The sequence below is a fragment of the Amycolatopsis sp. PS_44_ISF1 genome, from assembly GCF_032335455.1.
GTDB lineage: Bacteria > Actinomycetota > Actinomycetes > Mycobacteriales > Pseudonocardiaceae > Amycolatopsis.
Genome location: NZ_JANUXO010000002.1, coordinates 2,004,675 through 2,027,575, shown reverse-complemented (window position 1 = coordinate 2,027,575; position 22,901 = coordinate 2,004,675). Strand labels below are relative to the sequence as shown.

Below are 22,901 nucleotides of genomic sequence, written 5' to 3'. Positions count from 1 at the left end.
GGCCGCCGCCGGGGTTCCGGCCGAACCCCCCGGGGGTCCGCCGCCTCACGACCGCGGCCCGCCGCTACGCCCCACCCGCCCGTGCCCCCATGCCCCCGCGCCCGCGTTTCCACAACTTTACGAACGGATCCCTTCCCGCCCCGGAAAACTTATGTTAAGAACCTTTACTAATTATCGGATGGAGGTACGACGTGAGCTCACCCACCCGTTCGGGGGGTCCCGGGGCGGCGGACCTTTCGCCCGGCCTCGAACGCAAGATCGGGCCGCTGCAGGCGACGGCGATCAACATGACGCAGATGTGCGGGATCGGACCGTTCGTCACCATCCCCGCGATGGTCGCGACGATGGGCGGCCCGCAGGCGATGTTCGGCTGGATCATCGGCGCCGTCATCGCGCTGGCCGACGGGCTGGTGTGGGCCGAGCTCGGTGCCGCGCTGCCCGGCGCGGGTGGCACCTACGTCTACCTGCGCGAGGCGTTCCAGTACCGCACCGGGCGGATGATGCCGTTCCTGTTCGCCTGGAGCGCGGTGCTGTTCATCCCGCTGATCATGTCCACCGGCATCATCGGGCTGGTCCAGTACCTCGGCTACCTGGTCCCCGGGGTGACCGGCGCCGGCGGCACCACCCCGCTCGGCAAGGTCATCGGCATCGCGATCGTACTGGTCATCGTGCTCGCGCTGTTCCGGCGCATCGGGCAGATCGGCAAGCTCACCACCGGGCTGTTCGTGATCATGCTGTTCGCCGTGCTGACCGTGATCATCGCGGCGTTCTCGCACTTCAGCGGGGCGCAGGCGTTCGACTTCACCCCCGGTGCGTTCGGCTCCGGCGGCGCGTTCTGGGGCGGGCTCGGCGCCGGGCTGGTCATCGCGATCTACGACTACCTCGGGTACAACACCTCGGCCTACCTCGGCGGCGAGGTGCGCGACCCGGGCCGCACGCTGCCCCGCTCGATCATCTTCTCCATCCTCGGCATCATGTCGCTGTACTTCCTGCTGCAGGTGGGTGTGCTCGGCTCGATCCCGCTGGACGAGCTGAAGAACGCCACCTCGGTCGCCTCCAGCGTGCTGGAGCAGGCGTGGGGCACGGCCGCCGCGAAGGTGATCACCGTGTTCATCGTCATCGCGGCCGTCGGCTCGGTGTTCGCCGGCCTGCTCGGCGGCTCGCGCGTGCCGTTCGAAGCCGCCCGGGACAAGGTCTTCCTGCCGGTCTTCGCCCACCTGCACCCGCGGCTGAACCTGCCCACCGCGGGGGTGCTCACCATGGGCGTGATCACCGCGATCGGCTCGCTGTTCACGCTGACCGACGTCATCAACGCCGCCGTGACGGTGCTGGTGCTGATCCAGTCGCTCGCGCAGGTCGCGGCCATCTGGGTGCTGCGCCGCCGGCGGCCGGGGCTGAAGCGGCCGTACCGCCAGTGGCTCTACCCGGTCCCGACGGTCATCGCGCTCGTCGGCTGGGTGTACATCTTCATCTCGGCCACCTGGCTGTCGATCATCCTCTGCGTGGTTTGGATCGCGCTCGGCCTCGTCGCTTTCGGGATCTACGCCGCGGCCGAGAAGACCTGGCCGTTCGGGCCGAAGGACATCCGCGAAGCGCCCGCTTCGGCGGACCCCGTCACCACCGAAGGGGCTTGAGTCATGAGGAAATCGCCCATGGCCAGGATCGCCGGGGCCGCCGCGCTGATCCTGGTGCCCGGGGTGCTGAGCGTGGCCCCGCCGGCCACCGCGCAGGTGCCGGACCCGCTGGCCACCGCGCAGGTGCCGGCCCCGCCGGCCGTGGCCCGGCCGCACGGGTCGTCCACCCTCGGGCTGGCCGGCTGGCAGGTGCTCACCACCGCGAAGGTCAAGGACGGCGGGGCCGAGGTGTCCGCCCCCGGTTACCCGACCGCGGGCTGGCTGCCGGTGAAGCCGGACGACGCCGGCGCGCCCGGCACCGAGATCAACGCGCTGGTGCAGAACGGCCGGTGCCCGGACGTCTTCTACTCCGACAACCTGCGCAAGTGCTTCGGCTACGTCGGCAAGGTCGGCCCCGTGGTGACGAAGCCGTTCTCCGACCCGTGGTGGTTCCGCACGGACTTCGACCCGTCGTTCACCGCGGGCAAGACCGCGAAGCTGACCATCCCGGGCGTCGTCGGCGAGGGCGACGTCTGGGTCGACGGCACCCTGGTCGCGGGCCGGGACGTGGTCAGCGGCGCGTTCGCCGGCCACACCTTCGACGTGACCAAGGTGCTGAAGCCGGGCCGGAACAGCCTGGCGATCAAGGTCTACCCCAACGACCCGCTCACCATGTACACCCTCGACCAGGTCGACTGGGGCCAGATCCCGCCGGACAACAACACCGGCCTCCAGTACCCGCCGACGCTCCAGCTGTCCGACGCGCTCACCGGCGGCAACGCCCACGTGGTGCAGGACAACGCGGCCGATTTGTCGACGTCCTCGCTCACCGTGAAGGTGGACGTCACGAACAACGCGGCCACCGCGCAGACCGGTGACGTCACGGCCACGGTGACCCCGCCCGCGGGCGGCGGCGCGCCGATCGTGGTGCGGCAGCGGGTCACGGTCGCCGCACACGCCGAGCAGACCGTGTCCTTCACCCCGGACCGGTTCGGCCGGCTGACCATCCGGCGGCCGCAGGTGTGGTGGCCCTACTCGATGGGCGCACAGCCGCTGTACACGCTCGGCACGGCGGTCTCCCAGGGCGGTGCGCTGTCCACGTCCTCCTCGGAGACCTTCGGCATCCGCACGGTCACCTCGAAGCTGGCCGGCAAATCGGCCGGGCTGCCCGACGGCGCGCGCAAGTTCTCCGTCAACGGCAAGGACTTCGTCTTCCGCGGCGGCGGCTTCGCGCCGGACCTGTTCCTGCGCTACGACCGGGCCGACACCGCGCACCAGCTCGCGCTGGTCAAGAACCTGGGCCTGTCCGGCGTCCGGCTCGAGGGCCACGACATGCCGCAGGACTTCTACGACCAGGCCGATCGTGCCGGGCTGCTGGTGATCGGCGGCTTCCTGTGCTGTGACGCCTGGCAGCCCGAGGACGCCTCGAAGCTGACCGAGCGCGATTACACGATCATGCACGACTCGGCCTATTCGATCGGGCAGCGCGAGCGCAGCCACCCCAGCGTGGTCAACTACGGCTGGAGCGACAACGAGCCGGTCCCGCGCCAGGAGAGCGAGACCCTCGAAGCGTTCGCGGAAGCCGACTTCCGGGTCCCGGTGATCGCCTCGGCCGAGTACAAGAGCACGCCGGCACTGGGCAGCTCGGGGGAGAAGGAGGGACCGTACGACTGGGTCCCGCCGGCCTACTGGTACGACACCTCGCACTTCGACCCCGGCGACCCCAGCCGGACCAACGCGGGCGGCTCCTGGGGCTTCGCCAGTGAGCAGAGCGCCGGGCACACCGTGCCCACGCTGGACTCGATCAAGCGGTTCCTCTCGCCGGCCGAGCAGGCCAAGCTGTGGCAGGACCCGGCCTACAACCAGTACCACGCCAACTTCGAGCCCGGCCACGGCGGCTACGCGTTCGGCACGCTGTACACGCTCGACGATGCGATCAGCCACCGCTACGGCCGGTGGGACTCGCTGAAGTCCTATGTGGAGTCCGCGCAGATCGCGAACTACGAGAACACCCGCTCGCAGTTCGAGTCCTTCCTGGCCCACTCCACCGACCCGCGGAACCCGGCCACCGGCGTGGTCTACTGGCAGCTGAACAAGGGCTGGCCGACGCTGCTCTGGTCGCTGTACAACGACGACGGCGATCAGCCGGGCGCGTTCTACGGCGCGAAGAAGGCCAACAAGCCGCTGCACGCGCTGTACGGCTACGACACCGGCCAGGTGACCGTGGACAACCTCGGCGCCACCACGCAGTCCGGGCTTTCGGTGCGGGCCAAGGTCTACGACACCGCGGGCCGGGTGCTCGACGACCAGAGCGCGAGGAACCTCTCGCTCGGCAGCCAGGGTGTGAAGACCGGCGTGCTGAAGCCGAAGGTGCCGGCCGAGACCAAGGCTCCGGCCAAGGCGCAGGTGTACTTCGTGGAACTGCAGGTCACCCGCGGCGACCAGGTGCTCGACCGCAACGTCTACTGGATGTCCACGCAGAAGGACGTGGTCAACTGGGGCAAGACCCTGGGGCAGCCGCAGGCGGCGCTGAGCCAGTACAGCGACCTCACGGCGCTGCGGGACCTGCCGAAGTCGCAGGTCGGCGTGACGGCTTCGACGAAGGCCGTGCGCGGCCCGGACGGGGACGACACCGCCACCACGGTGACGGTGACCAACACGTCCCGGACCCCGGCCGTCGGGTTCTTCCTGCGGGCCGACGTCCGCCGGGGCACGCCCGACGGGCACGTGGCCGCCGGGGACAGCCAGCTGGCCGCGGCGACCTGGGACGACAACGACATCACGCTGTGGCCCGGGCAGTCGCAGACGCTGACCGTCGGCTACCGGGCGGCGGACCTGCACGGCGCCGCCGCGGTGATCAGCGTCGACGGGTTCAACACCGGCGAAGTGGTGGTGCCGGCCGGCCGGCGCCACGGTGGCCACGGGGCGGTCGCGCCGCAGGTGGAGGGGACCCGCGAGTGAGCTCCGGAGAACTGGTGCTCGGCATCGATTTCGGCGGCACGAAGGTGGCGCTGGGCCTCGCCGACCGGGAGGGCACCCTGCGGGCCACGCGGCGGCTGGACACCGACGCGGCGGCGGGGGCCGAGCAGGTGGTGACGCGCGCGCTGGCCGGGGCCCGGTCCCTGATCGCCGAAGAGGGCGCGGCCGTCGGCTCGGTGGGCGTGGTCAGCCCCGGGATCGTGCTGCCGGACCGCATCCTGCTGGCCCCGAACGTGCCGGGCTGGGAGCGGCTGCACCTGGCGGAGCTGGTGGCCGCCGAGTTCCCGGACCGGCCGATCGCGGTCGGCACGGACGCGAAGGCGGCGGCGCTGGCGGAGTGGAGGTGGGGCGCGCTCGCCGGGGCCGACCCGGCGGTGTTCCTCTCGTTGGGCACCGGCATCGCGGCCGCGGTGCTGGTCGGCGGCCGGCTGCTCAGCGGCGCCAACGGAGCCGCGGGCGAGATCGGGTACAACCTGCTCGCCCCGCAGGCCACCGACGGGTTCGCCAGTGGCGCGGCGCCGCTGGAGGAAGCCGTCGGCGGACGCGGGCTGGGCCGCCGGGCGAGCGCGCTGCTCGGCCGCCCGGTCACCGCCGGCGAGCTGTTCGCGCTGGCCCGGGAGCACACCCAGGCCAAGGAGCTGGTCACCGCGGCGCTCGACGAGCTGTCCCTGCACGTGGCCAATCTGGCCATCGCGTTCGACCCGCGGCGGATCGCGGTGGGCGGCGGGCTGGTCCGCTCGGCCGACGTGCTGCTGCCCGCCCTGCGCGACCGCCTGTCCGCCGCCGTGCCGTTCCCGCCGGAACTGGTCCCGGCGCGGTTCGACCAGGACGCCTCCCTGCTCGGCGCAGTCGCGCTCGCGCTGGGGGAGGACCGGAGACCCCGGGCGGTGGGCCGGTGACCCCGAACCCCGGCGCACCACCCGGGCCCCATCCCAGGCTCCCTCCGCCCGGGTTCCCGCCGTTCGTCGGACCCGTTCGCGGTTAGGCTGGCGGTGGTGTGCTCGTTCGGGGAGGAGCCCGGGTGCGGATTCTGGTTTTCCTGTCGACCGTCGTGCTGGCCTGGTTCCTCACCGGGGCGGTGGCCTCGGCCGGTCCGGTGCTCGAGGGCGACACCGACGACCCGGTCTCGCCCGCGCCCGCGGTCAGCCGCCCGGACAGCCCGCACTGCTCGGTCACGCTGGCCGAGCGGTTCCCGTCCAACGCCGCCGACGGGAGCCCGCAGACGTTCTCCGGCACGCTCACGCCGCCGGAGAGCTGCCCCGGGCCGTGGGCGAAGGTGGTGCTGGACGAGACCGTGACCGTCAGCGGGCGCCAGTACGACCGGATCGGTGACCTGCTGATCGGCGGCACCGAGGTCTGGTGGGGCACCACCGCGGAGCCCAGCGGCGAGGGCCGCCGCGCGATCACCTACCACTTCGACAAGGACCTGACCCCCTACACCGCGCTGCTGCGCACCCCGCAGCCGTTCACCGGCGGCATCGGCAACTACACCTCCGACGTCTACACCGGCGTGTACGCGCAGACCGTCACCCTCACCTACTACCGAGCCGACCACGCGCACCCGGCGCCCGCGACGGCCGACCGCGTCGTCGGGTTCCGGCACGCCGACGCGGCGCCCGGGGCCGCCACCGTCCACTTCACCGCGAAAGACCTGCCGCGCAACATCATCCGCGCACGGCTCGAGGTGACGCTGGAGGGCGGCGCCTGCGACGAGCAGTGGTTCGACGACGTGCCCGACGAGGTCGCGGCCCGGTACCCGGCCGCGAACCTGTGCGGGCACGGGCCGTTCCGCGAAGCGGCCGTAGCGCTCGACGGCGCCCCGGCCGGCGGGGTGCCGACGTTCCCGCACATCTACTCCGGCGGCATCGTGCCGACCCTGTGGCGGCCGGTGGTCGCGATCGACACCTTCAGCCTGCACGCCGAAACGCTGGACCTCACCCCGTTCGCCGGCCGGCTCGTCGACGGCGGCCCCCACGACCTGGCCTTCACTGTGCCGGACATCGGCGGTTCCTGGAGCGTGGTGGCGACGCTGCTGCTCGACACCGACCACCATGCCGCGCGGACTTCCGGTGCGCTGACGCAGGACGACGCCGCCCCGGTGGCGGCGAAGCGGACGAAGGTGAAGGACATCGCGGGCGGGGTGAACGCCACCGTGACCGCGCACCGCGACGACGTGACCGCGGGCTACGTCGACACCTCCGCGGGCCGCGTGCGCACCCGCGTCGAACGCACGCGGGACTACCGCAACAGCGACGACGTAACGGTCGCGGGCCTGACCCAGCACGTGGTGCAGTCCGACGCCGGGTGGCAGAGTTCGGTGTCCACAGTGGATGGAAAGGCGCGCTCGGCCGTGCGGCACGACTGGTCGTACCCGCTGGCGGTGGACGCCTCGGCCGCGAACTACGTCGACGACCAGAACTTCCGGCTCACCGGCGCGGTGGACATGACCATGCGGCTGTCCGACCTGAGCGGTGACGGCCGGTCCTGGTGGCCGGTCTCGGCTTCGCGCGAGTGGCTGGGCACATCCGGCGTGCTGGCGCGCGAGAACGGCGTCACCTCGGAGTCCGACGGCAGCTCGCGCACCACGTACGCGGGCACCGACGACCGAGGCCGGCCGTACTGGCACGCCATCACCACGGATCACGGTCTGGTCACGGCGGAGTCAGGGGGCTCCCGGCGCAGGTGACGGCGGTCTCCGCCGCCCTCCCCCGTCCGATACCGTGCGGTAGTCTCGCCGCCATGGGGAGTCTCCGTTCGCGCGTCCTCGCCTGGGCCGGCCGCCGATACCTCGCCCGGCAGCAGAAGCGGGGCTTCGACCTCGAAAAGATGACCTTCCTGCCGGACGCCGCGCTGATGCCGCTGCGCCGTGACGGCCTCGACCCGGTCGCCGAGCTGGCCGCCGCGCGGGCCGAGGCGCCGATCCGCAAGCTGGACCTGCCGTTCGGCATGAACGCCTGGCTCGTCACCGGGTACGAGGAGGCCAAGGCCATCCTGGGCAAGGTGTCGGAGTTCAGCAACGACTTCACCAACCTGGTCGGCAACGCCGGCGTCACCGAGGACCAGAACCCGGGCGGCCTCGGGTTCGCCGATCCGCCGGTGCACACGCGGCTGCGCAAGCTGCTGACCCCGGAGTTCACCATGCGCCGGCTCGGCCGGCTGACCCCGCGGATCGACGAGATCGTGCACGGGCAGCTCGACGCGATGGCCGCCGCCGAGGGCCCGGTCGACCTGTGGGAGCAGTTCGCGCTGCCGATCCCGTCGCTGGTGATCTGCGAGCTGCTCGGCGTGTCCTATGAGGACCGGGAGGACGTCCAGCGGCTGAGCACCGCGCGGTTCGACCTGTTCGGCGGGGCGGGCGCTTCGCTGGGCGCGATGTCGGAGTCGCTGGAGTACCTGCTGGAGATCGTCCGCAAGCAGCGCCGGGAACCGGGCGACGGCCTGCTCGGCATGCTGATCAAGGAGCACGGCGACGAGATCAGCGACCAGGAGCTGGCCGGACTCGCCGACGGCGTCCTGACCGGCGGCCTGGAGACCACGGCGAGCATGCTGGCCCTCGGCGCCCTGGTCGTCCTGCGCGACCCGGCGGCCTTCGAAGCCGCCAACGGCGACGACGACGCGGTGCACCGTTTCGTCGAGGAGCTGCTGCGCTACCTGACCGTGGTGCAGATGGCGTTCCCGCGCTTCGCCAAGCAGGACCTGGACGTCCACGGCGTCCACATCAGCGAGGGCGACATCGTGCTGGTCTCGCTGTCCGGCAGCAACCGCGACGAGATCCTGGGCGCGGACCTGGAAAGCTTCGACCCGACCCGCGAGCCGACCTCCCACCTGGCTTTCGGCTACGGCGCCCACCGCTGCATCGGCGCGGAACTGGCCCGGATGGAACTGCGCACGGCCTACCCGGCCCTGGTCCGCCGATTCCCGGACCTGCGCCTGGCGGTGGCACCGGAGGAGCTGAAGTTCCGCAAGGTGTCGATCGTCTACGGAATGGATTCGCTGCCAGTCCTGGTGAAGTGACCCCGGCTGCGGGGCCATGCTCAGATCCGGGAACCATTCCGATCCCGGCAGCAGTTCGCTGACCGGCCACTCCGGCGGCAGGAGACAGGCGGCTCCGGCCCGGCCATCCGTCCCCAGCCGGAACCAGCCCAGCGACCGCCCGGCCCGGTACCAGTCCGCCCGTCAACCCGTCCGCCCATCGGCTGGCTTGTCCTTCAGCCAGCCTGCTCATCAGCCAGCCTGCTCATCGTCTCGTCCGCCCATCGGCTGGCTTGCCCGTCAGCCAGCCAGTTCATCAACCAGCCAGCCCATCGACCGGCCAGCCCATCGACCGGCTTGCTCATCAACCGTCCAGCTCGTCGACCGGCTTACTCGTTCACCGGCCCCATCGACCGGCCTGCCCATCGACCGGACTGCCCATCGACGAGCCCGCCAGGGGCCGACCGCCAAGGGCGCCGCTCGCCGAGTCGGTTCGGCTCGGCGGGCCGGTTCAGCTCGCCGAGACGGTTCGGTTCGGCTCCGCGGGCCGGTTCCCCCGGGCGTGGCCGGAACCAGCCGGCGCCCCGGTTCCAGCACCCCACCCCACCCGACCTCACTGCGGCAGGCTCACCGGACGCCCCGGGGGCGGAACTGGATGCTGATCCGCGGCCCCACCCCCTTGGCCGTCTTCGGGATCGCGTGTTCCCACGTGCGCTGGCAGGAACCGCCCATGACGATCAGGTCGCCGTGGCCCAGGGGGTAGCGGTGGGATTCGCCGCCGCCGCGGGGGCGCAGGGCCAGTACCCGGGGTGAGCCGACCGAGAGGATCGCGACCATGGTGTCCTCGCGGCGGCCCCGGCCCTGGTTGTCGCCGTGCCAGGCGACGCTGTCCCGGCCGTCTCGGTAGTAGCACAGGCCCGCGGTGCGGAACGGCTCGCGCAGTTCGGCGCCGTAGTGCGCGCTCAGCGCCTCCCGGGCCGAGGTCAGCGCCGGGTCCGGCAGCACCCGTCCCTCACCGTAGAAGCACTGCAGCCGCGGAACGGCGACCACGCGGTCGTACATCGGCCGGCGCTCCGCCTGCCACGGGACCTGCGCGGCCAGCCGGGCGAACAGCTCGCCGGAACCGGACAGCCAGCCGGGCAGCACGTCGATCCACGCGCCGTGCCCCAGCTCCGTGCGCCGGGCGGCTTCGAGCGGGCTCAGCTCGGCCGGCCCGGAGTCGCCGAACAGCGAGCCCTGCAGTGCCAGGGTCATGACCCCGACTATAGCAAATATTCGAACACCTGTTCGCATCCGCTTCGATCACGGCCTGGCGACGGGTTCGCCCGCCCCATCGGCCACCAGGGGCCGGCGGTGGTCACCCGGCCGCGGGCGGTTTCGGGTGCGCGGCCACGATCAGCCGATGCGTGCGCGCACCCGGGGCGGACTCGTCGTGGTAGCGCGAAACGAGGCCGGCCACGAGCGCGGTCAGCTCCTCGGTGAACGCCGCGGGCCGAGCCGAACGCGAGCTCGGTGTCCAGGTCAGGGTGGGCGGCGGTGGCCCGGCCGGCGCGGTGCGGCGGGCCGGCCCCGCGACCTCGCCGGTCGTCCGGCCGGCGACGGCGAGCTGGTAGGCGGTCGAGAGCCGGTCCGGTTCCAGCTCGCTGTGCCCGGGGCTTCGCCGAGGGCGACGGGGGAGACCGGGTAAGACGCGGCGGTGGCGGTGAAAAGCCGTTTCGTCAGCCCGCCCCACTGCCGTGAGCCCGCGGGCTCGACCAGTCCGTGGAATTCCTCCTGCCGGGTGAGCCCGAGGCGCGCGGCGGCCGGGCCTTCGATCACCTCGACGTCGCGCACGACCCGAGCCCATCAGCGGCGAACGCAGTGGTCAAGGCTTCCCGGGTGCGAGCGGCCCGCGCATCAGCGTGAACCGGGGCCGGATCCCGCCCACTCCTCGGGCGCGTCCCATGAGGACAGTTGCCGCCCGCTGGTGAACCGCCGTGGCGCGCCGGTCAGCGGATCGGTGAATTCGAGAGTTTTCGCCAGTAGCTGCAACGGTTTCGAGAAGTCGTCGAGCGGGGTTTCGGTGAGCACGGGGTAGAAGCCGTCGCCCAGGATCGGGATGCCGAGCCGGCTCAGGTGCACGCGCAGCTGGTGCGTGCGGCCGGTGGCCGGCACCAGCCGGTAGCGGCCCAGGCCGTCGCGATGGTCCAGAAGCTCGACGTAGGTCTCGGCGTTCACCTCGCCCGGTACCTCCTGCGCGGCCAGCACCCCGCGCTCCTTGACGATCCGGCTCCGGACCGTGCGCGGCAGCCGCAGCTCCGGGTCGTACGGCGCGATCGCCTCGTACTCCTTGTGCACGCGGCGGTCGCGGAACATCGTCTGGTACGCCCCGCGCGCGGCCGGGGTGATCACGAACATCACCAGACCGGCCGTGACCCGGTCGAGGCGGTGCGCCGGGGACAGCGCCGGCAGGCCGAGGTCGCGGCGCAGCCGGACCAGTGCCGTCTCCAGGATGTGCCGGCCGCGCGGGATGGTCGCGAGGAAGTGCGGTTTGTCGACCACGAGCAGGTGCTCGTCGCGGTGCACGACGGTGACGTCGAAGGGCACCGGAACCTCTTCGGGCAGGTCGCGGTGGAACCAGACGAACGTGCCGGGCGCGAACGCCGTGCCGACGCCGAGTGGGCCGTCGGGGCCGAAGATCCGCTCCTCGCGCAGCATCTGCTCGATCCGCTCGGGGGTGACGCGGGGCAGCCGTTCGACGAGGTGCTCCAGCAGGGTGCCCCACGGGCCTTCGTCGGGCAGCCGCAGCCGGGCCGGGTCGAGCCCGTGGCGCGGCGGCAGCGGGGCCGGGAGCTTGCGTCTCATCGGACGCCGAGTCTAGCCCTCGGGGTGCTGCCGGTAGGTGGCGATGTAGCGGGCCTTGGCCTCGGCGTCGGCGGCGTCGAAGCGCTGCTTGCGGATGCGCTTGCCGGTGCCGGGCGGGAAACCGTTGCGCGATAGCCGGTGCTCGATGCTCTCCTCCATGTACGCGCAGGAGTAGAAGTACGCCACCAGCGCGGCCATCAGCACGATCGCCAGGCGCAGGGGGAGCGGACCCGGTAGCAGCAGCCAGACCAGGCAGAGCGGCGCGATGCCGACCGAGCTGCGCAGCACGTGCCGCGCCTTCCAGTGCTTCGACGTGGTGTCGTGCAGCACCCAGTCGTGGTAGCGCTCCGGCAGGCGGCCACCCACGGCGTACCAGCACCAGCGGAGCACTCCGGGGCGGGTCATCTCGGCCTCCTTCTCGGCTGGGTCCAACGTACACTAATGATTAGTGTACTAATAATCAGCCCGGCCAGGCCACTTCGCTAGGGTGGCGCGGAGCGAGGAGGAGGAAGAGTGGCCGAGATCGACCTGGGCGAAGACCCGCTGAAGCTCGACCGGCAGGTGTGCTTCGCGCTGTCCGTGGCTTCGCGCAGCGTGATCGCGATCTACCGCCCGCTGTTGGAGCCACACGGGCTGACGCACCCGCAGTACCTGGTGATGCTCGCGCTGTGGGAGAAGTCCCCGAGGTCGGTCAAGGACCTCGGCGCGGCCCTGCGCCACGAACCGGCGACGCTGTCCCCGTTGCTCAAACGGCTGGAGGCGGTGGGGTACGTGACCCGCGATCGCAGCCGGTCCGACGAGCGGCAGCTGATCGTGGACCTGACGGGGAAGGGGCGGGCGCTGCGGGCGGAGGCGGAGAAGATCCCGTACCGCGTGGTCGAGACGCTCGGGCTGGAGCTGTCCGAGCTGGAGGCCCTGCACACCGCGCTGGGGCGGGTGATCGCGGCGACCGCCGGGGAACCTAGTCCAGGAACTCCAGTTGCACGGTCTTGCGCGGCATCAGCGCCAGGGCGAGCAGGCTGAGCCCGGCCACGCCGACGAGGGCGAGGAAGACGTGGTGCGTGGCGTCCGCGAGAGCGCCGCGCACGAACGCCGCGGCGGCCGAGTGGTCGGTGTGGCCGCCGAGGACCAGGCTGGTGGCGTCCACGCTGTCCGGCAGCTTCCCGGCCACGTTCGCGGGCGGGTGGGCGAACCGGTCGGCGAGGGTGGCGTTGGCGATCGCGCCGAACAGCGCCGCGCCGATCGCGCTGCCGAGGGAGCGGCTGAACATGTTCGTCGCCGTCACCACGCCGCGGCGCTCCCATCCGACGGTGGACTGCACGGCCACCACGGTCGGGCTCGCGGCCAGGCCCAGCCCGACGCCGAGCACGAACGAGGCGCCGGCCGCCGCCCAGATCGACGAGTCCGGGCCGAGCGTGGTGGTCAGCAGGCCGCCGGCGACGATGAACGCGGCGCCGATCAGCGCCGTGTCGCGGAAGCCGATGCGCAGGTAGATCCGGCCGGACAGCGAAGCGGCCAGCGGCCAGCCGACGGTCAGCGCGGCGAGGGCGAACCCGGCGGTGAGCGCGCCGGTGCCGAGCACGCCCTGGGCGTAGGTCGGCAGGTAGGAGCTCAGCCCCATCATCACCGCGCCGACCACCAGCGCGACCAGGTTGCCGCCGACCAGCGTGCGCCGGGTGAACACCCACAGCGGCAGCACCGGCTCCTTCGCGCGCCGCTCCGCCAGCACGAACGCGATCAGCGCCAGCGCGGCGGCACCGAAGACGAGCAGGCTCGGCGCCGAGGCCCAGCCCCACGCGACCCCGCCCTCCAGCAGGGCCAGGATCAACGCCGTGCAGCCGAAGGTGAGCAGCCCGGCGCCGGCGTAGTCGATGCGGTGGCGGCTGCGCTCCACCCGTTCGGTGAACTTGCGGTGCAGCATCCACGCGGCGATCGCGCCCAGCGGCAGGTTGACGAAGAAGATCCAGCGCCAGCTCAGGTATTCGGAGAACACCCCGCCGAGCGTCGGCCCGACCACCGACGCGATGGCCCACACCCCGGCCAGGTAGCCCTGGACCCGGGCGCGCTCCTCGACCGTGTAGAGGTCGCCGACCATGGTCATGCTGATCGGCTGCACCGCCCCGGCGCCGATGCCCTGCACGGCGCGCGCGGCGATCAGCACCGGCATGCTCCAGGCCGCGCCGCACAGCACCGAGCCGACGAGGAAGGCCGCGATGCCGAAGAACATCACCGGCCGGCGGCCGAGCACGTCCGCGAACTTGCCGTAGAGCGGCACGGTGACGGCCTGGGTCAGCAGGTACACCGAGAACAGCCAGGGGAACTGGGAGAACCCGCCGAGGTCGCGCACGACCGAGGGCACGGCGGTGGCGATGATCGTGCTGTCCAGCGCCACCAGCCCGGTGCTCAGCATGACCGCCGCGAGCACGGGGCCGCGCTCGGAGCGGAAGCCGACGCCGGTCCTGGTGGCGGTTCGGCCGGTCGGCGCGGTGCTCATCGGGGGGTGCTCCTCGGGGTGCCCATGGCTGGGATCAACTGTTTCGCCTCGGTCAGCATTCCACGGACGAGTGATCCGGTCCCGGGCGGCACCGGACCGCCATGATGGGGGCATGGATACGTGGGTGCGGCCGATCAGCCGCGGGTGGGTGGTGCGCGGCGAAGTGCCGGGACCCGATGTCGACGAGTTCGCGGAGCCGGACGCCGTGGTCGCGGCGCTGGCTTCCCCGGGGGCGGCGGGCGACACGCTGCTGGCGGTGCAGCATCCGGCGCGCACGCCGGCCGCGCTCGCGAGCGGGCTGGACCTGAACGCGGCGCTGCCCTCGGCGCGCGCCGCGCTGGCCCGCATCCGGGCGCGGCACTACCGCTCGCTGAGCGGCTTCGTCGCGGCGTACCGCATCTCCGGACCGGACGGGGTGGCGGCCGGGCTGCTGTGCCTGGTCGACCTGGGCGGGCTCGGTTCCGGCCGTACCCACGTCCGGCACACCGAGGAGGTGTACCCGCAGGTGGTCGCCGAGCGCGCCGCCGTGCTGTCCGGCCTCGGCTGTGCCACGAGCGCGGCGCTGCTGGTCCCGTCTTCGGGGGGCGAGCGGCTGACCGAGGCGGTGACCGCGGCGGGCGCGAGGCTCGGCGCGCCGGATGTGTCCACTGTGGATCCCGGAGGCCGTCGGCACGAGCTGTGGGTGGTGCCCTCGGGGACCGTGCAGACCCGGCTGCTCGCCGCGGTGTCCCGCGCGGACCTGCTGGTCGCCGACGGCAACCACCGGGTCGCGGCCGCCGCGGCCACCGGCCAGGGCGCGCTGCTCGCGCTGGTCACGGCGGGCCCGCGGCTGGAGATCGGCGCGATCCACCGCGTGCTCGACGGGTTCTCCGCGGCCCGGCTGACGGCCGCCTGGCGCGCCGCGGGCCTGGAGGTCCGGCCGACCGCGGACCGGACCCCGCCGTCCCGTCCCGGCACGGCGGTGGTGCTGGCCGGCGCCGAGGCCCTGCGCGTCACGCTGCCGGTCTTCGACCCGCTGGTGATCGACCACGAGGTGGTCGAGCGGGTGCTGTTCGCGCAGGCGCTGGGCGTGGACCCGGACGGCCCCGCGGTCCGGCCGCTGCCGGCGGGGCGCCCGGTGCCGCCGGGCCCGGGCGCGGTGGTGCAGCTCGCCCCGGTGCCGTTCGAGATCGTGCTGAAGGTCCATGACGCGGGCCGGCGGATGCCGCGCAAGGCCACCTACTTCACGCCGAAGCCGCGGGGCGGGCTGGTGCTGGCGCAGATCTGAGCCGGTCGGGCCGAATCCCCTTGACAGCGGTCCGGCCCGGGTTAGAGTTAACGACGTTAGGAATTCTAACAACGTTAGGAGATGGCCGTGGGGCGCCGCGAGGAGGTGCGCCGCCGGACGTTCGACGAGATCCTGTCGGCCGCGGTCCGGGTGGCGGAGGACGAAGGGTGGCCGTCGGTGACGATCCGCCGGATCGCCGGTGAGATCGGCTACAGCGCGCCCGTGATCTACCAGCACTTCGAGAACAAGGACGCGGTGCTGCACGCCGTGCTGGAGCGCGGCAACGCGGCGCTGCTGGCGCGGATGCGGGACGCGGTGGCCGCCGGCCCGGCGTCCGGCGGGGTGTGCCGGGCGGCGATCGCCTACCTGGAGTTCGCCCGGTCCGAGCCCGGCCTCTACCCGGTGCTGGCCGGTTCGCCCGGCGCGGCGGTCGACGCCGTCGCCCGCCACCGCGCCGCCGCCGAGGTGATCGAGTACACCGGGCAGGTCATCCGGGCGTGGGCCGAGACCGAGTCGGTGCGGCTGCCCAGCGTCGAGGACGCGTGCGACCTCCTGTGGGCCACCACCCACGGCCTGGCCGGCGTCGGCTCGCTCGCGGACTTCGGCTTCGACCGCGCGCTGCGGCTGGCCGATCAGGCGGTGGCCGCCCTGCTCGCCCACTGGTCCGGCTCCGGGGAACACCGATCGGAAGGGGAAGAACGATGATCTACCACCACAACCGGATGGTCTTCAAGACGACCACGACCGAGGCGCAGCGGGCCGAAGCGCTGGCGAGCCTGCGCAACCAGGGCGAGAAGATCGACGCGGTGATCCGGTACGTCGTCGGCCGGGACATCGGCGGCGAGTTCGGCTACAGCGCCGTGTTCGTGCTCGAAGACCTGAAGGGGTACTGGGAGTACCTGATGGCCCCGGCTCACGCGCACACCGACGAAATCGGCCTGCCGCTGCTGGAGCGGTTCGTCTCCTACGACACCACCGACAGCGACGACCCGAAGATCGCCGGGAAGATCGCCGAACTGCACGCGCGCCGCTACGCCGGGAACCCGGCCCTCGCCGCGCTCGTGGCCGGGCTGCCCTCGTACTCCGGCAGCAGCGCGCCGGCCCCCGCCTGACCCTCAGGGGATGATGCCGCGCGATTCGAGGGCGTCGCCCAGGCGTTCGCGCAATTCCTGGGCGGTGGCCCGCGGATTGATCCCGGCGGGTGGGGAAAGGACCTTGGAGATCACCGTCGACAGGTTCTGGTACGCCGGGGTGAGCGGGCGGACGGCGGCTTCGCCCAGTGCCGTGCGGATGTCGTCCTTCATCGGGAACCGCTGCGCCATCGTGGGGTTCGCGGACGCGTCGGCGGGCCGGGCCGGGTCGAGCGGGGTGGTGTCCTGGTAGAGCGAGGCCAGGCTGGGCGGTTCGCCGTCGAGAAGGGCCTGGTACTTCTGGCTTTCGGCGTTCCGGAGGCAGAGCGCGGCCTCGAACGCCTCGCGCTTGTGCGGTGAGTAGGCGCTGATGGCGAGGTTGTAGCCGCCGATGGTCGTGCGCGGCGGGGTTCCGGGCCCGGCCGCCGGGTAGGGCGCCCACTTGAGGTGGGCGAGCTCCTGCGGCTTCTCCTGCGCGTAGGCGGCGTAGACGAACGGCCAGTTGAGCTGGAACGCCGCTTGCCCGCGCTGGAACGCCAGGCGCACTTCGTCCTCTTTCTGGCTGGTCAGCGAGGGGTCGGTGATTCCGGTACCGGCCAGGGTCTTCAGCAGCCCCAACGCCTTCACTGCGCCCTCGTCCATCACCACGGTCTTGCCGTCGGCGGAGAGGATGTGGCCGCCCTCGGACGCGACGAGGGTGTTGTAGAAGACGACGAGCCCTTCGTACTGGGCGCCGGTGAAGACCACTTCGTAGGGCTTTCCGGCCGCTTTGAGCCGCTGGGACTGGGCCATCATCTCGTCGAAGGTCCGCGGCGGGGCGGGGGTGAGGCGGTCGTCGTACCAGAGGAGCTGGATGTTGGTGTTCTTGGTGGCGCCGTAGAGCTTCCCGTTCCACCGGGCGGTCGCGAGCGGGCCGGGCAGCACGCCGTCGGTGGCGGCGGCCCGGTCCGCCCCGGTCCACGGCTCGATCCACCCGGCCTCGGCGAATTCGGGGACCCAGGTGACGTCCAGCCCGAGCACGTCCATCGAGTCGTCCCCCGCGGCCAGCCGCCGCACCAGCTGCTCCCGCTGCCCGTCCGCCGCCCGCGGCAGCTTGTCGTAGACGATCCGGTACCGCCCGCCCGCCTCGCGCGTGCACCGGTCGATGAGGGCGGGCAGGTGGTCTTCGGGGGAGAGGTAGAGGCTGATCGTGGTGCCACCAGCGGCCGAGCACCCGGCCACCAGCGCCCCCGCCACGACCGCCGCCCCGGCGAGGGCCTGGCCGCGCCTGATCCCCTGCCGCATGAGGCCTCCTCGCACCGATCACCCGTCGTAGCCGAGAAGCCTCACATCGTGGCCGGGACGACCCGTTCGAGTCAAGCTCCGGGCGGTAAAAGCTGCAGGTCAACGCCCCCGCGGCCTAGGATCGGCCCGTGGACCTGCCTGTGATGCCGCCCGTGCGGCCGATGTTGGCCAAGGCCGTGCACGAGGTGCCGCGGACCGGGGGACTGTGGTTCGAGCCCAAGTGGGACGGGTTCCGCTGCGTGGTGTTCCGCGACGGCGACGAGGTGGAGCTGGGCTCGCGCAACGACCGGCCGCTGACGCGGTACTTCCCCGAGCTGGTGCAGCTGCTCAAGGACGCCCTGCCGCCGCGGTGCGTGGTGGACGGGGAGATCGTGCTGGTGACGCCGCGGGGGCTGGACTTCGGGGCGCTTCAGCTGCGGCTGCACCCCGCGGCGTCACGGGTGGCGAAGCTGGCCGAACAGACGCCGGCCAGCTTCATCGCGTTCGACCTCCTCGCGCTCGGGGACCGCGACCTGACCGAGGAGCCGTTCAGCGAGCGGCGGCGGTGGCTCGAAGAGGCGCTGGGCGGCGATCCGACCGGCGCGTTGCAGCGCGTCCACCTCACCCCGCTGTCCACCGACCCGGACACCGCGCAGGACTGGTTCACCCGGTTCGAGGGCGCGGGCTTCGACGGGGTGATGGCCAAGCCCGCCGACCAGCCCTACCGGCAGGACAGGCGCGTGATGTGGAAGGTCAAGCACGAGCGCACGGCCGACTGCGTCGTCGCCGGGTTCCGGTGGCACAAGGACGGGGCCGGGGTCGGCTCGCTGCTGCTCGGGCTGTTCGACGAGCACGGCGAGCTCCACCACGTCGGGGTGGCCAGCAGTTTCACCGCGCAGCGGCGGCGGGAGCTGGTGGAGGAACTCGCGCCCCTGACCGAAAACGCCCTCGACGGGCATCCCTGGCGGTCCTGGGCCGAGCGCCGGGCCCCGGCCGGGGAGACCGGGCGGCGGCCGGGCGCGAACAGCCGCTGGGCGCCGGACAAGGACCTGAGCTGGGAGCCGCTGCGGCCGGAGTGGGTGGCCGAGGTCCGCTACGAGCACCTGGAGGGCGGGCGGTTGCGCCACGGCGGGCGGCTGGTGCGGTTCCGGCCCGACCGCGAGCCCGCGTCCTGCACCTACGCCCAGCTCGAACCGGCCCCGCCGGCCGAGCTGACCGCGCTGTTCCGGGAAGCGGGATGATCCTCGAGGCCGACGGGATCGAGCTGACCGGGCCCGCCCGGACGAGGTCTGCTTCCCCGAGCGCGGCGAGACGAAGCTCGGCCTGATCCGCTACGGCCCGGCCGTCGCCGGCCCGCTGCCGCTGGAGCGCCACCCGGACGGCGCGGGCGGCAGATCGTGGTTCCAGAAGCGGGGGCCCGGGCACGCACCGGACTGGCTCACCACCCCTAACGGCGCCAGCGAAGCGCTGGTGGCCGCCGACCTCGCGCACGTGCTGTGGGCGGTGAACCAGGGCTGCCTCGGCTTCCACGTCCGGCCCCACCGCGCGTTTCCGTCGACTTCAACCAGAACGCCCCGAGCAAGACGGTGTTCGGCGCCGTGGGTCGACCCCAGCCGGGCCAAGAAGGACTGAGGGGAGCTTTCGTGACCTGGGGGTCCGGAACCGCGGATCCCTCACCTCGGGAGGTCCGGCGGTCAGGGCAACGGCAGGTCGAACGCCAGCTGCTCGGTCCCGTCCACCGCGGCGGGGGCGCCGGACCGGGTGGCGGCGCAGGCCGGGCAGGGGTCGGCTTCGCCGGGGCCGACCGGGGTCCAGGTGCGGGATTCGCGTTCGCCGCAGGCCGAGGTCCGGTAGCGCAGGTCGCCGGAGCGGGTCATCAGGTGGGCCACCGGGGCGTCCTCGGGCAGCGCGCCGACCAGGTACCAGCGCGTCGCGCCGAGGAGCGTGGACGCCTTCGCCATGCAACTCCTCCTCCGGAGGGAGGCAGCTTTCCCTGCACCACGGCCAGTGTCCGCCGGCGGCGGCCGGAATCCGCGCGTTCGCGCGGGTTCGGCGTGGCGCGGTCAGTCCTCCGGCTCGTCGAGGTAGCGCAGGATCCGCAGCATGCCGCGCTCGTCGGGAGCGGAGTCGCCGGCCACGCAGGCTTCGAGACGCCGGATGAGGTCACCGGCGTCGAAACCCGCGCCGATCAGCACGAGTTCGGTGCGGCGCGGCGCCCCGGAGGGCCAGGCCGACCGGCCGAACTCGACGAACCCGCCGACCGTGTGCAGCCCGAACCGCGACCGGGCTCCGTTCGGGCCCAGGTCGAGGTGGCCCTTCACGCGGTACAGCCCGGCCGGGCGCTGCTCCAGGAAGTCCAGGAACCGGCGCGGCGAAAGCTGCCGCTCCGCGGTGAACGTGACGCTCTCGTATGCCGCGTGCAGGTGCTGGGCGTGGTCTCCGGGCTCACGCAGGTCTTCGAACGAGAGCTGGCCGTAGCGCGCACGCGGGGGCGGGTCGAAGAACAGCTCCGGGTCGACGCGGCCGTGCTCGGTGACCAGCAGCGGGATGCCCGGTGCCAGCTCCTCCACGGTGGCGCGCACCTTGACCAGCTCGTCCGCCGGCACGCGGTCGGCCTTGTTGAGCACCACCAGGTCGGCCACCCGCAGGTGCTCGGCCAGCCCGGGGTGGCGCTCGCGGGTGGCCGCGAACTCGGCGGCGTCGACCACCTCGGCCAGGCCGCCGTAGCGGATGCCGGGGTTCTCGCTGGCGATCATCAGCCGCACCAGGTCCCGCGGCTCGGCGATGCCGCTGGCCTCGACCACGATCACGTCGATGCCCGCCTCGGCTTCGGCCAGCTTGCCCAGCATGGCGTCGAGGCCGCCGGCGTCCACGGCGCAGCAGAGGCAGCCGTTGCCGAGCGAGACCATGGTGTCGACCTGTCCGGAGACGGCGAGCGCGTCGATGTTGACCCGGCCGAAGTCGTTGACCACCACGCCGACCCGCGCGCCCTGGCGGTTGGCCAGCAGGTGGTTGAGCATCGTGGTCTTGCCCGAGCCCAGGAAGCCCGCGACCAGCACCACCGGGATCCGCTCGGCCACCCGCACCCCTCTCGTCCGTCGTCCGCGACCCTACCTGCCGGGCCTTCGCCGATCGGGCCAGGGCCCGGCGCGTGAAGGCGTGCTGATCTGGCCGCTCTGATCGGAAACCGGTGAAGCTCAAGGGTTTCCGCTCAGCACGGGTTTTCGGGAACGGTGGCGGTGGCGGCCCCGGCGGCCGGCCGAGCGGGAACGCCCGTTCGGCGGATCGGGTGACACCGGGGGCGCCGACCGCCCGCCGGGGGCGGAGAATGGGGTGATGACCGCAGTCCTCGTCGCCTTCGCGGGCAAGAGCGGCGGCACCCGGGAGATCGCCGAGGTGATCGCCGGTGAACTGCGCGCGCAGGGGCTGCGGGTGGACGTGCGGGACGCGGCCGACGTCGCCGGAGTCGCGGAGTACGCGGCGGTGGTCGTGGGCAGTGCGCTGTACTACTCGCGGTGGCGGCCCGACGCGGTGCGGCTGCTGGAGCGGCACGTCGCGGCGCTGCGGGAGCGGCCGGTCTGGCTGTTCCACAGCGGGCCGTGCGGACCGGGCGCGGCGCTGGTCCAGGTCAGCCTGCCGGCCAAGGTCGCGCTGCTGGCCGCGCGGATCGACGCGGAGCGGACCGCGACCTTCGGCGGCCGGCTGGATCCCGGCCGCGCGCCGGGCCTGATCGCGCGGCTGATGGCGTCCGGTCACCGCGCCGGGGACTTCCGCGACTGGGACCGGATCCGGGCCTGGGCCCGCGACATCGGCCGCCGCGTCCGCACCCGCGTCCCGTTGTGACCGATCTGTCGTTTTTCGCTGGGTGTGGCGGATTTCCGGTTCCGGGTGTGGGTGTTGCCGCCTCGTCGCGGCCGGTGTAGACCAAGCGGAGGCCTATTCCGAAAAAGAACGACGGGGGCTCGCGTGGCGGACGGTGTGACGGCGGACGGCGTGGTGGCGGAACCGGGGAAGCGGAAGCTGACCCCGGACCAGCGGAACTCCTTCATCGCCGCATCGCTCGGCTGGAGCATGGACGCGTTCGACTACTTCCTGGTCGTGTTCGTGATCGCCGACATCGCCAAGGACAAGTCCTTCGGCGCGACCGCGACCCAGCTGGCGTTCATCACCACGGCGACGCTGGTGATGCGGCCGGTGGGCGCGCTGGTCTTCGGGCTGTGGGCGGACCGGGTCGGGCGGCGGGTCCCGCTGATGGTCGACGTGCTGCTGTATTCGGTGGCCGGTGTGCTGTGCGCGGTGGCGCCGAACTTCACCGTGCTGCTCATCCTGCGGTTCGTCTACGGCATCGGCATGGGCGGTGAGTGGGGCCTCGGCGCGGCGCTGGCCATGGAGAAGATCCCGGTGGAGCGGCGCGGGTTCTTCTCCGGGCTGCTGCAGGCCGGGTACTCGGCCGGCTACCTGGTCGCGGCGCTGGCGTACCTGCTGTTCCACTCCGCGCTGGGGCTGGACTGGCGGTGGATCTTCGCCCTGAGCATCTTCCCGGCGCTGATCAGCCTGCTGATCCGCTCGCGGGTCCGGGAATCGGAGGTCTGGGAGGCCGCGCAGGAGAAGATGCGCGTCACCCGGACCTCGGTCAAGGACGTGCTGTTCGACCGCAAGGTGATCCGCCGGTTCGGTTACCTGATCCTGCTGATGACCGCGTTCAACTGGCTCAGCCACGGCACCCAGGACGTCTACCCGAGCTTCCTCAAGGCCACCGAGCACGGCGGGGCCGCGCTGAGCGCGGTGACCAGCACGTGGATCGCGGTGATCTACAACATCGGCGCGATCATCGGCGGACTGGTGTTCGGCTCGCTCTCGGAACGCTTCGGGCGCCGCGTCACGATCGTCGGCGCGGCCGTGCTGGGGCTGCCGATCATCCCGATCTTCGCCTTCGACCACGGCGCGGGCCTGCTCGCGCTGGGCTCGTTCCTGATGCAGATCATGGTGCAGGGGGCGTGGGGCGTGATCCCGGCGCACCTGACCGAGATGTCGCCCGACGCCATCCGCGGGTTCTACCCCGGGGTGACCTACCAGCTCGGCAATCTGCTGGCCGCGCTCAACCTGCCCATCCAGCAGAGCATCGCCGAATCGCAGGGCTACAGCGCCGCTCTGCTGTGGACGGTCATCCCGGCCCTGGTCCTGGTCGCGGTCTTGACCGCCTTCGGCAAGGAGGCCAAGTCGATCCGCTTCGGCGGGGAGGCGGCGACCACGGCGCCGGTGAGCGGCTAGAGCTCGAGGCGGACCGGATCCCCGGCACCGGCGCGAGGGCGCTGGTGCCGGGGATCTCTGCTGGGGAC

General features: G+C 72.5%; 20 protein-coding genes and 1 pseudogene. 13 read left to right on the top strand and 8 right to left on the bottom strand.

Going from position 1 to position 22,901, the window contains the following annotated elements:
* Positions 1 to 191 precede the first annotated feature (191 nt).
* From NYF13_RS23350 to NYF13_RS23330, 5 genes are all read left to right on the top strand, one after another.
* Positions 192 to 1,634, top strand: a complete 1,443-nt coding sequence (locus NYF13_RS23350) for an APC family permease (RefSeq protein ID WP_315659663.1) — start codon at positions 192 to 194, stop codon at positions 1,632 to 1,634.
* An 18-nt stretch (positions 1,635 to 1,652) separates the two neighbouring features.
* Positions 1,653 to 4,574 (top strand): glycosyl hydrolase 2 galactose-binding domain-containing protein, encoded by a 2,922-nt coding sequence (locus NYF13_RS23345; RefSeq protein ID WP_315659662.1) that lies wholly within the window; start codon positions 1,653 to 1,655, stop codon positions 4,572 to 4,574.
* Positions 4,571 to 5,491, top strand: a complete 921-nt coding sequence (locus NYF13_RS23340; RefSeq protein ID WP_315659661.1) for an ROK family protein — start codon at positions 4,571 to 4,573, stop codon at positions 5,489 to 5,491. Before NYF13_RS23345 ends, NYF13_RS23340 begins: the two co-directional genes overlap by 4 nt.
* 122 nt (positions 5,492 to 5,613) lie before the next feature.
* Entirely contained in the window at positions 5,614 to 7,278 is a 1,665-nt protein-coding gene (locus tag NYF13_RS23335) for a peptide-N4-asparagine amidase (RefSeq protein ID WP_315659660.1), read from the top strand.
* A gap of 53 nt (positions 7,279 to 7,331) precedes the next feature.
* Complete coding sequence (locus NYF13_RS23330; protein ID WP_315659659.1) at positions 7,332 to 8,606, top strand: cytochrome P450; 1,275 nt, start codon at positions 7,332 to 7,334, stop codon at positions 8,604 to 8,606.
* A gap of 194 nt (positions 8,607 to 8,800) precedes the next feature.
* Here the strand turns inward: NYF13_RS23330 and NYF13_RS23325 are convergent, their stop codons facing one another.
* The 4 genes from NYF13_RS23325 to NYF13_RS23310 form a co-directional block, all read right to left on the bottom strand.
* A complete protein-coding gene (locus NYF13_RS23325) occupies positions 8,801 to 8,929 on the bottom strand; it encodes a hypothetical protein (RefSeq protein WP_315659658.1) in 129 nt (42 codons plus the stop codon).
* Between the two features lie 262 nt (positions 8,930 to 9,191).
* On the bottom strand, positions 9,192 to 9,818 hold the full coding sequence (locus tag NYF13_RS23320; protein ID WP_315659656.1) for an alpha-ketoglutarate-dependent dioxygenase AlkB: 627 nt from the start codon (positions 9,816 to 9,818) through the stop codon (positions 9,192 to 9,194).
* A 642-nt stretch (positions 9,819 to 10,460) separates the two neighbouring features.
* Entirely contained in the window at positions 10,461 to 11,408 is a 948-nt protein-coding gene (locus tag NYF13_RS23315) for an RluA family pseudouridine synthase (protein ID WP_315659654.1), read from the bottom strand.
* 12 nt (positions 11,409 to 11,420) lie between these two features.
* Complete coding sequence (locus NYF13_RS23310) at positions 11,421 to 11,813, bottom strand: DUF5313 domain-containing protein (protein ID WP_315659653.1); 393 nt, start codon at positions 11,811 to 11,813, stop codon at positions 11,421 to 11,423.
* Positions 11,814 to 11,921: 108 nt separating this feature from the next.
* Here NYF13_RS23310 and NYF13_RS23305 point away from each other — a divergent pair, with 108 nt between their 5' ends.
* Positions 11,922 to 12,431: a MarR family winged helix-turn-helix transcriptional regulator gene (locus NYF13_RS23305; RefSeq protein ID WP_315659652.1), complete on the top strand. Its 510-nt coding sequence runs from the start codon at positions 11,922 to 11,924 to the stop codon at positions 12,429 to 12,431.
* Here the strand turns inward: NYF13_RS23305 and NYF13_RS23300 are convergent.
* Positions 12,370 to 13,902, bottom strand: coding sequence for an MDR family MFS transporter (locus NYF13_RS23300; protein ID WP_315659650.1), 1,533 nt, complete (start codon positions 13,900 to 13,902; stop codon positions 12,370 to 12,372). The genes NYF13_RS23305 and NYF13_RS23300 overlap by 62 nt on opposite strands.
* Positions 13,903 to 14,014: 112 nt before the next feature.
* Here NYF13_RS23300 and NYF13_RS23295 point away from each other — a divergent pair, with 112 nt between their 5' ends.
* From NYF13_RS23295 to NYF13_RS23285, 3 genes are all read left to right on the top strand, one after another.
* Entirely contained in the window at positions 14,015 to 15,169 is a 1,155-nt protein-coding gene (locus NYF13_RS23295) for a DUF1015 family protein (protein ID WP_315659648.1), read from the top strand.
* A gap of 81 nt (positions 15,170 to 15,250) precedes the next feature.
* Positions 15,251 to 15,874, top strand: a complete 624-nt coding sequence (locus NYF13_RS23290; protein ID WP_315659646.1) for a TetR/AcrR family transcriptional regulator — start codon at positions 15,251 to 15,253, stop codon at positions 15,872 to 15,874.
* Positions 15,871 to 16,281 (top strand): Dabb family protein, encoded by a 411-nt coding sequence (locus NYF13_RS23285; protein WP_315659645.1) that lies wholly within the window; start codon positions 15,871 to 15,873, stop codon positions 16,279 to 16,281. The genes NYF13_RS23290 and NYF13_RS23285 overlap by 4 nt, the downstream gene beginning before the upstream one ends.
* 3 nt (positions 16,282 to 16,284) lie before the next feature.
* Here the strand turns inward: NYF13_RS23285 and NYF13_RS23280 are convergent, their stop codons facing one another.
* Positions 16,285 to 17,583: an ABC transporter substrate-binding protein gene (locus NYF13_RS23280; RefSeq protein WP_315659644.1), complete on the bottom strand. Its 1,299-nt coding sequence runs from the start codon at positions 17,581 to 17,583 to the stop codon at positions 16,285 to 16,287.
* Positions 17,584 to 17,711: 128 nt separating this feature from the next.
* Between NYF13_RS23280 and NYF13_RS23275 the strand changes: the two genes are divergently transcribed.
* Together NYF13_RS23275 and NYF13_RS23270 are read left to right on the top strand one after the other, a co-directional pair.
* On the top strand, positions 17,712 to 18,803 hold the full coding sequence (locus tag NYF13_RS23275) for an ATP-dependent DNA ligase (protein WP_315659643.1): 1,092 nt from the start codon (positions 17,712 to 17,714) through the stop codon (positions 18,801 to 18,803).
* Positions 18,800 to 19,110, top strand: a pseudogene (locus NYF13_RS23270) (ATP-dependent DNA ligase); the annotation flags it as partial. The gene NYF13_RS23275 and the pseudogene NYF13_RS23270, both read left to right, overlap by 4 nt.
* Before the next feature lie 146 nt (positions 19,111 to 19,256).
* On the opposite strand, the gene NYF13_RS23265 reads toward NYF13_RS23270, so the two are convergent.
* Both NYF13_RS23265 and NYF13_RS23260 read right to left on the bottom strand, forming a co-directional pair.
* Positions 19,257 to 19,523: a hypothetical protein gene (locus NYF13_RS23265; protein ID WP_315659642.1), complete on the bottom strand. Its 267-nt coding sequence runs from the start codon at positions 19,521 to 19,523 to the stop codon at positions 19,257 to 19,259.
* A gap of 102 nt (positions 19,524 to 19,625) precedes the next feature.
* On the bottom strand, positions 19,626 to 20,582 hold the full coding sequence (locus NYF13_RS23260) for a CobW family GTP-binding protein (RefSeq protein WP_396287704.1): 957 nt from the start codon (positions 20,580 to 20,582) through the stop codon (positions 19,626 to 19,628).
* A gap of 316 nt (positions 20,583 to 20,898) precedes the next feature.
* On the opposite strand from NYF13_RS23260, the gene NYF13_RS23255 reads away from it, so the two are divergent.
* Together NYF13_RS23255 and NYF13_RS23250 are read left to right on the top strand one after the other, a co-directional pair.
* Positions 20,899 to 21,405, top strand: a complete 507-nt coding sequence (locus NYF13_RS23255) for a flavodoxin domain-containing protein (protein ID WP_315659639.1) — start codon at positions 20,899 to 20,901, stop codon at positions 21,403 to 21,405.
* A 228-nt stretch (positions 21,406 to 21,633) separates the two neighbouring features.
* Positions 21,634 to 22,833: an MFS transporter gene (locus NYF13_RS23250; RefSeq protein WP_396287703.1), complete on the top strand. Its 1,200-nt coding sequence runs from the start codon at positions 21,634 to 21,636 to the stop codon at positions 22,831 to 22,833.
* Positions 22,834 to 22,901: the final 68 nt, after the last annotated feature.

Coding starts and splice junctions, on each gene's coding strand:
- NYF13_RS23345 (WP_315659662.1), top strand. CDS start 1,653: ATGGCCAGGATCGCCGGGGCCGCCGCGCTGATCCTGGTGCCCGGGGTG.
- NYF13_RS23330 (WP_315659659.1), top strand. CDS start 7,332: ATGGGGAGTCTCCGTTCGCGCGTCCTCGCCTGGGCCGGCCGCCGATAC.
- NYF13_RS23325 (WP_315659658.1), bottom strand. CDS start 8,929: ATGAGCAAGCCGGTCGATGGGCTGGCCGGTCGATGGGCTGGCTGGTTG.
- NYF13_RS23320 (WP_315659656.1), bottom strand. CDS start 9,818: ATGACCCTGGCACTGCAGGGCTCGCTGTTCGGCGACTCCGGGCCGGCC.
- NYF13_RS23315 (WP_315659654.1), bottom strand. CDS start 11,408: ATGAGACGCAAGCTCCCGGCCCCGCTGCCGCCGCGCCACGGGCTCGAC.
- NYF13_RS23310 (WP_315659653.1), bottom strand. CDS start 11,813: ATGACCCGCCCCGGAGTGCTCCGCTGGTGCTGGTACGCCGTGGGTGGC.
- NYF13_RS23300 (WP_315659650.1), bottom strand. CDS start 13,902: ATGAGCACCGCGCCGACCGGCCGAACCGCCACCAGGACCGGCGTCGGC.
- NYF13_RS23295 (WP_315659648.1), top strand. CDS start 14,015: ATGGATACGTGGGTGCGGCCGATCAGCCGCGGGTGGGTGGTGCGCGGC.
- NYF13_RS23290 (WP_315659646.1), top strand. CDS start 15,251: ATGGCCGTGGGGCGCCGCGAGGAGGTGCGCCGCCGGACGTTCGACGAG.
- NYF13_RS23285 (WP_315659645.1), top strand. CDS start 15,871: ATGATCTACCACCACAACCGGATGGTCTTCAAGACGACCACGACCGAG.
- NYF13_RS23280 (WP_315659644.1), bottom strand. CDS start 17,583: ATGCGGCAGGGGATCAGGCGCGGCCAGGCCCTCGCCGGGGCGGCGGTC.
- NYF13_RS23265 (WP_315659642.1), bottom strand. CDS start 19,523: ATGGCGAAGGCGTCCACGCTCCTCGGCGCGACGCGCTGGTACCTGGTC.
- NYF13_RS23260 (WP_396287704.1), bottom strand. CDS start 20,582: ATGCTCAACCACCTGCTGGCCAACCGCCAGGGCGCGCGGGTCGGCGTG.
- NYF13_RS23255 (WP_315659639.1), top strand. CDS start 20,899: ATGACCGCAGTCCTCGTCGCCTTCGCGGGCAAGAGCGGCGGCACCCGG.
- NYF13_RS23250 (WP_396287703.1), top strand. CDS start 21,634: ATGGACGCGTTCGACTACTTCCTGGTCGTGTTCGTGATCGCCGACATC.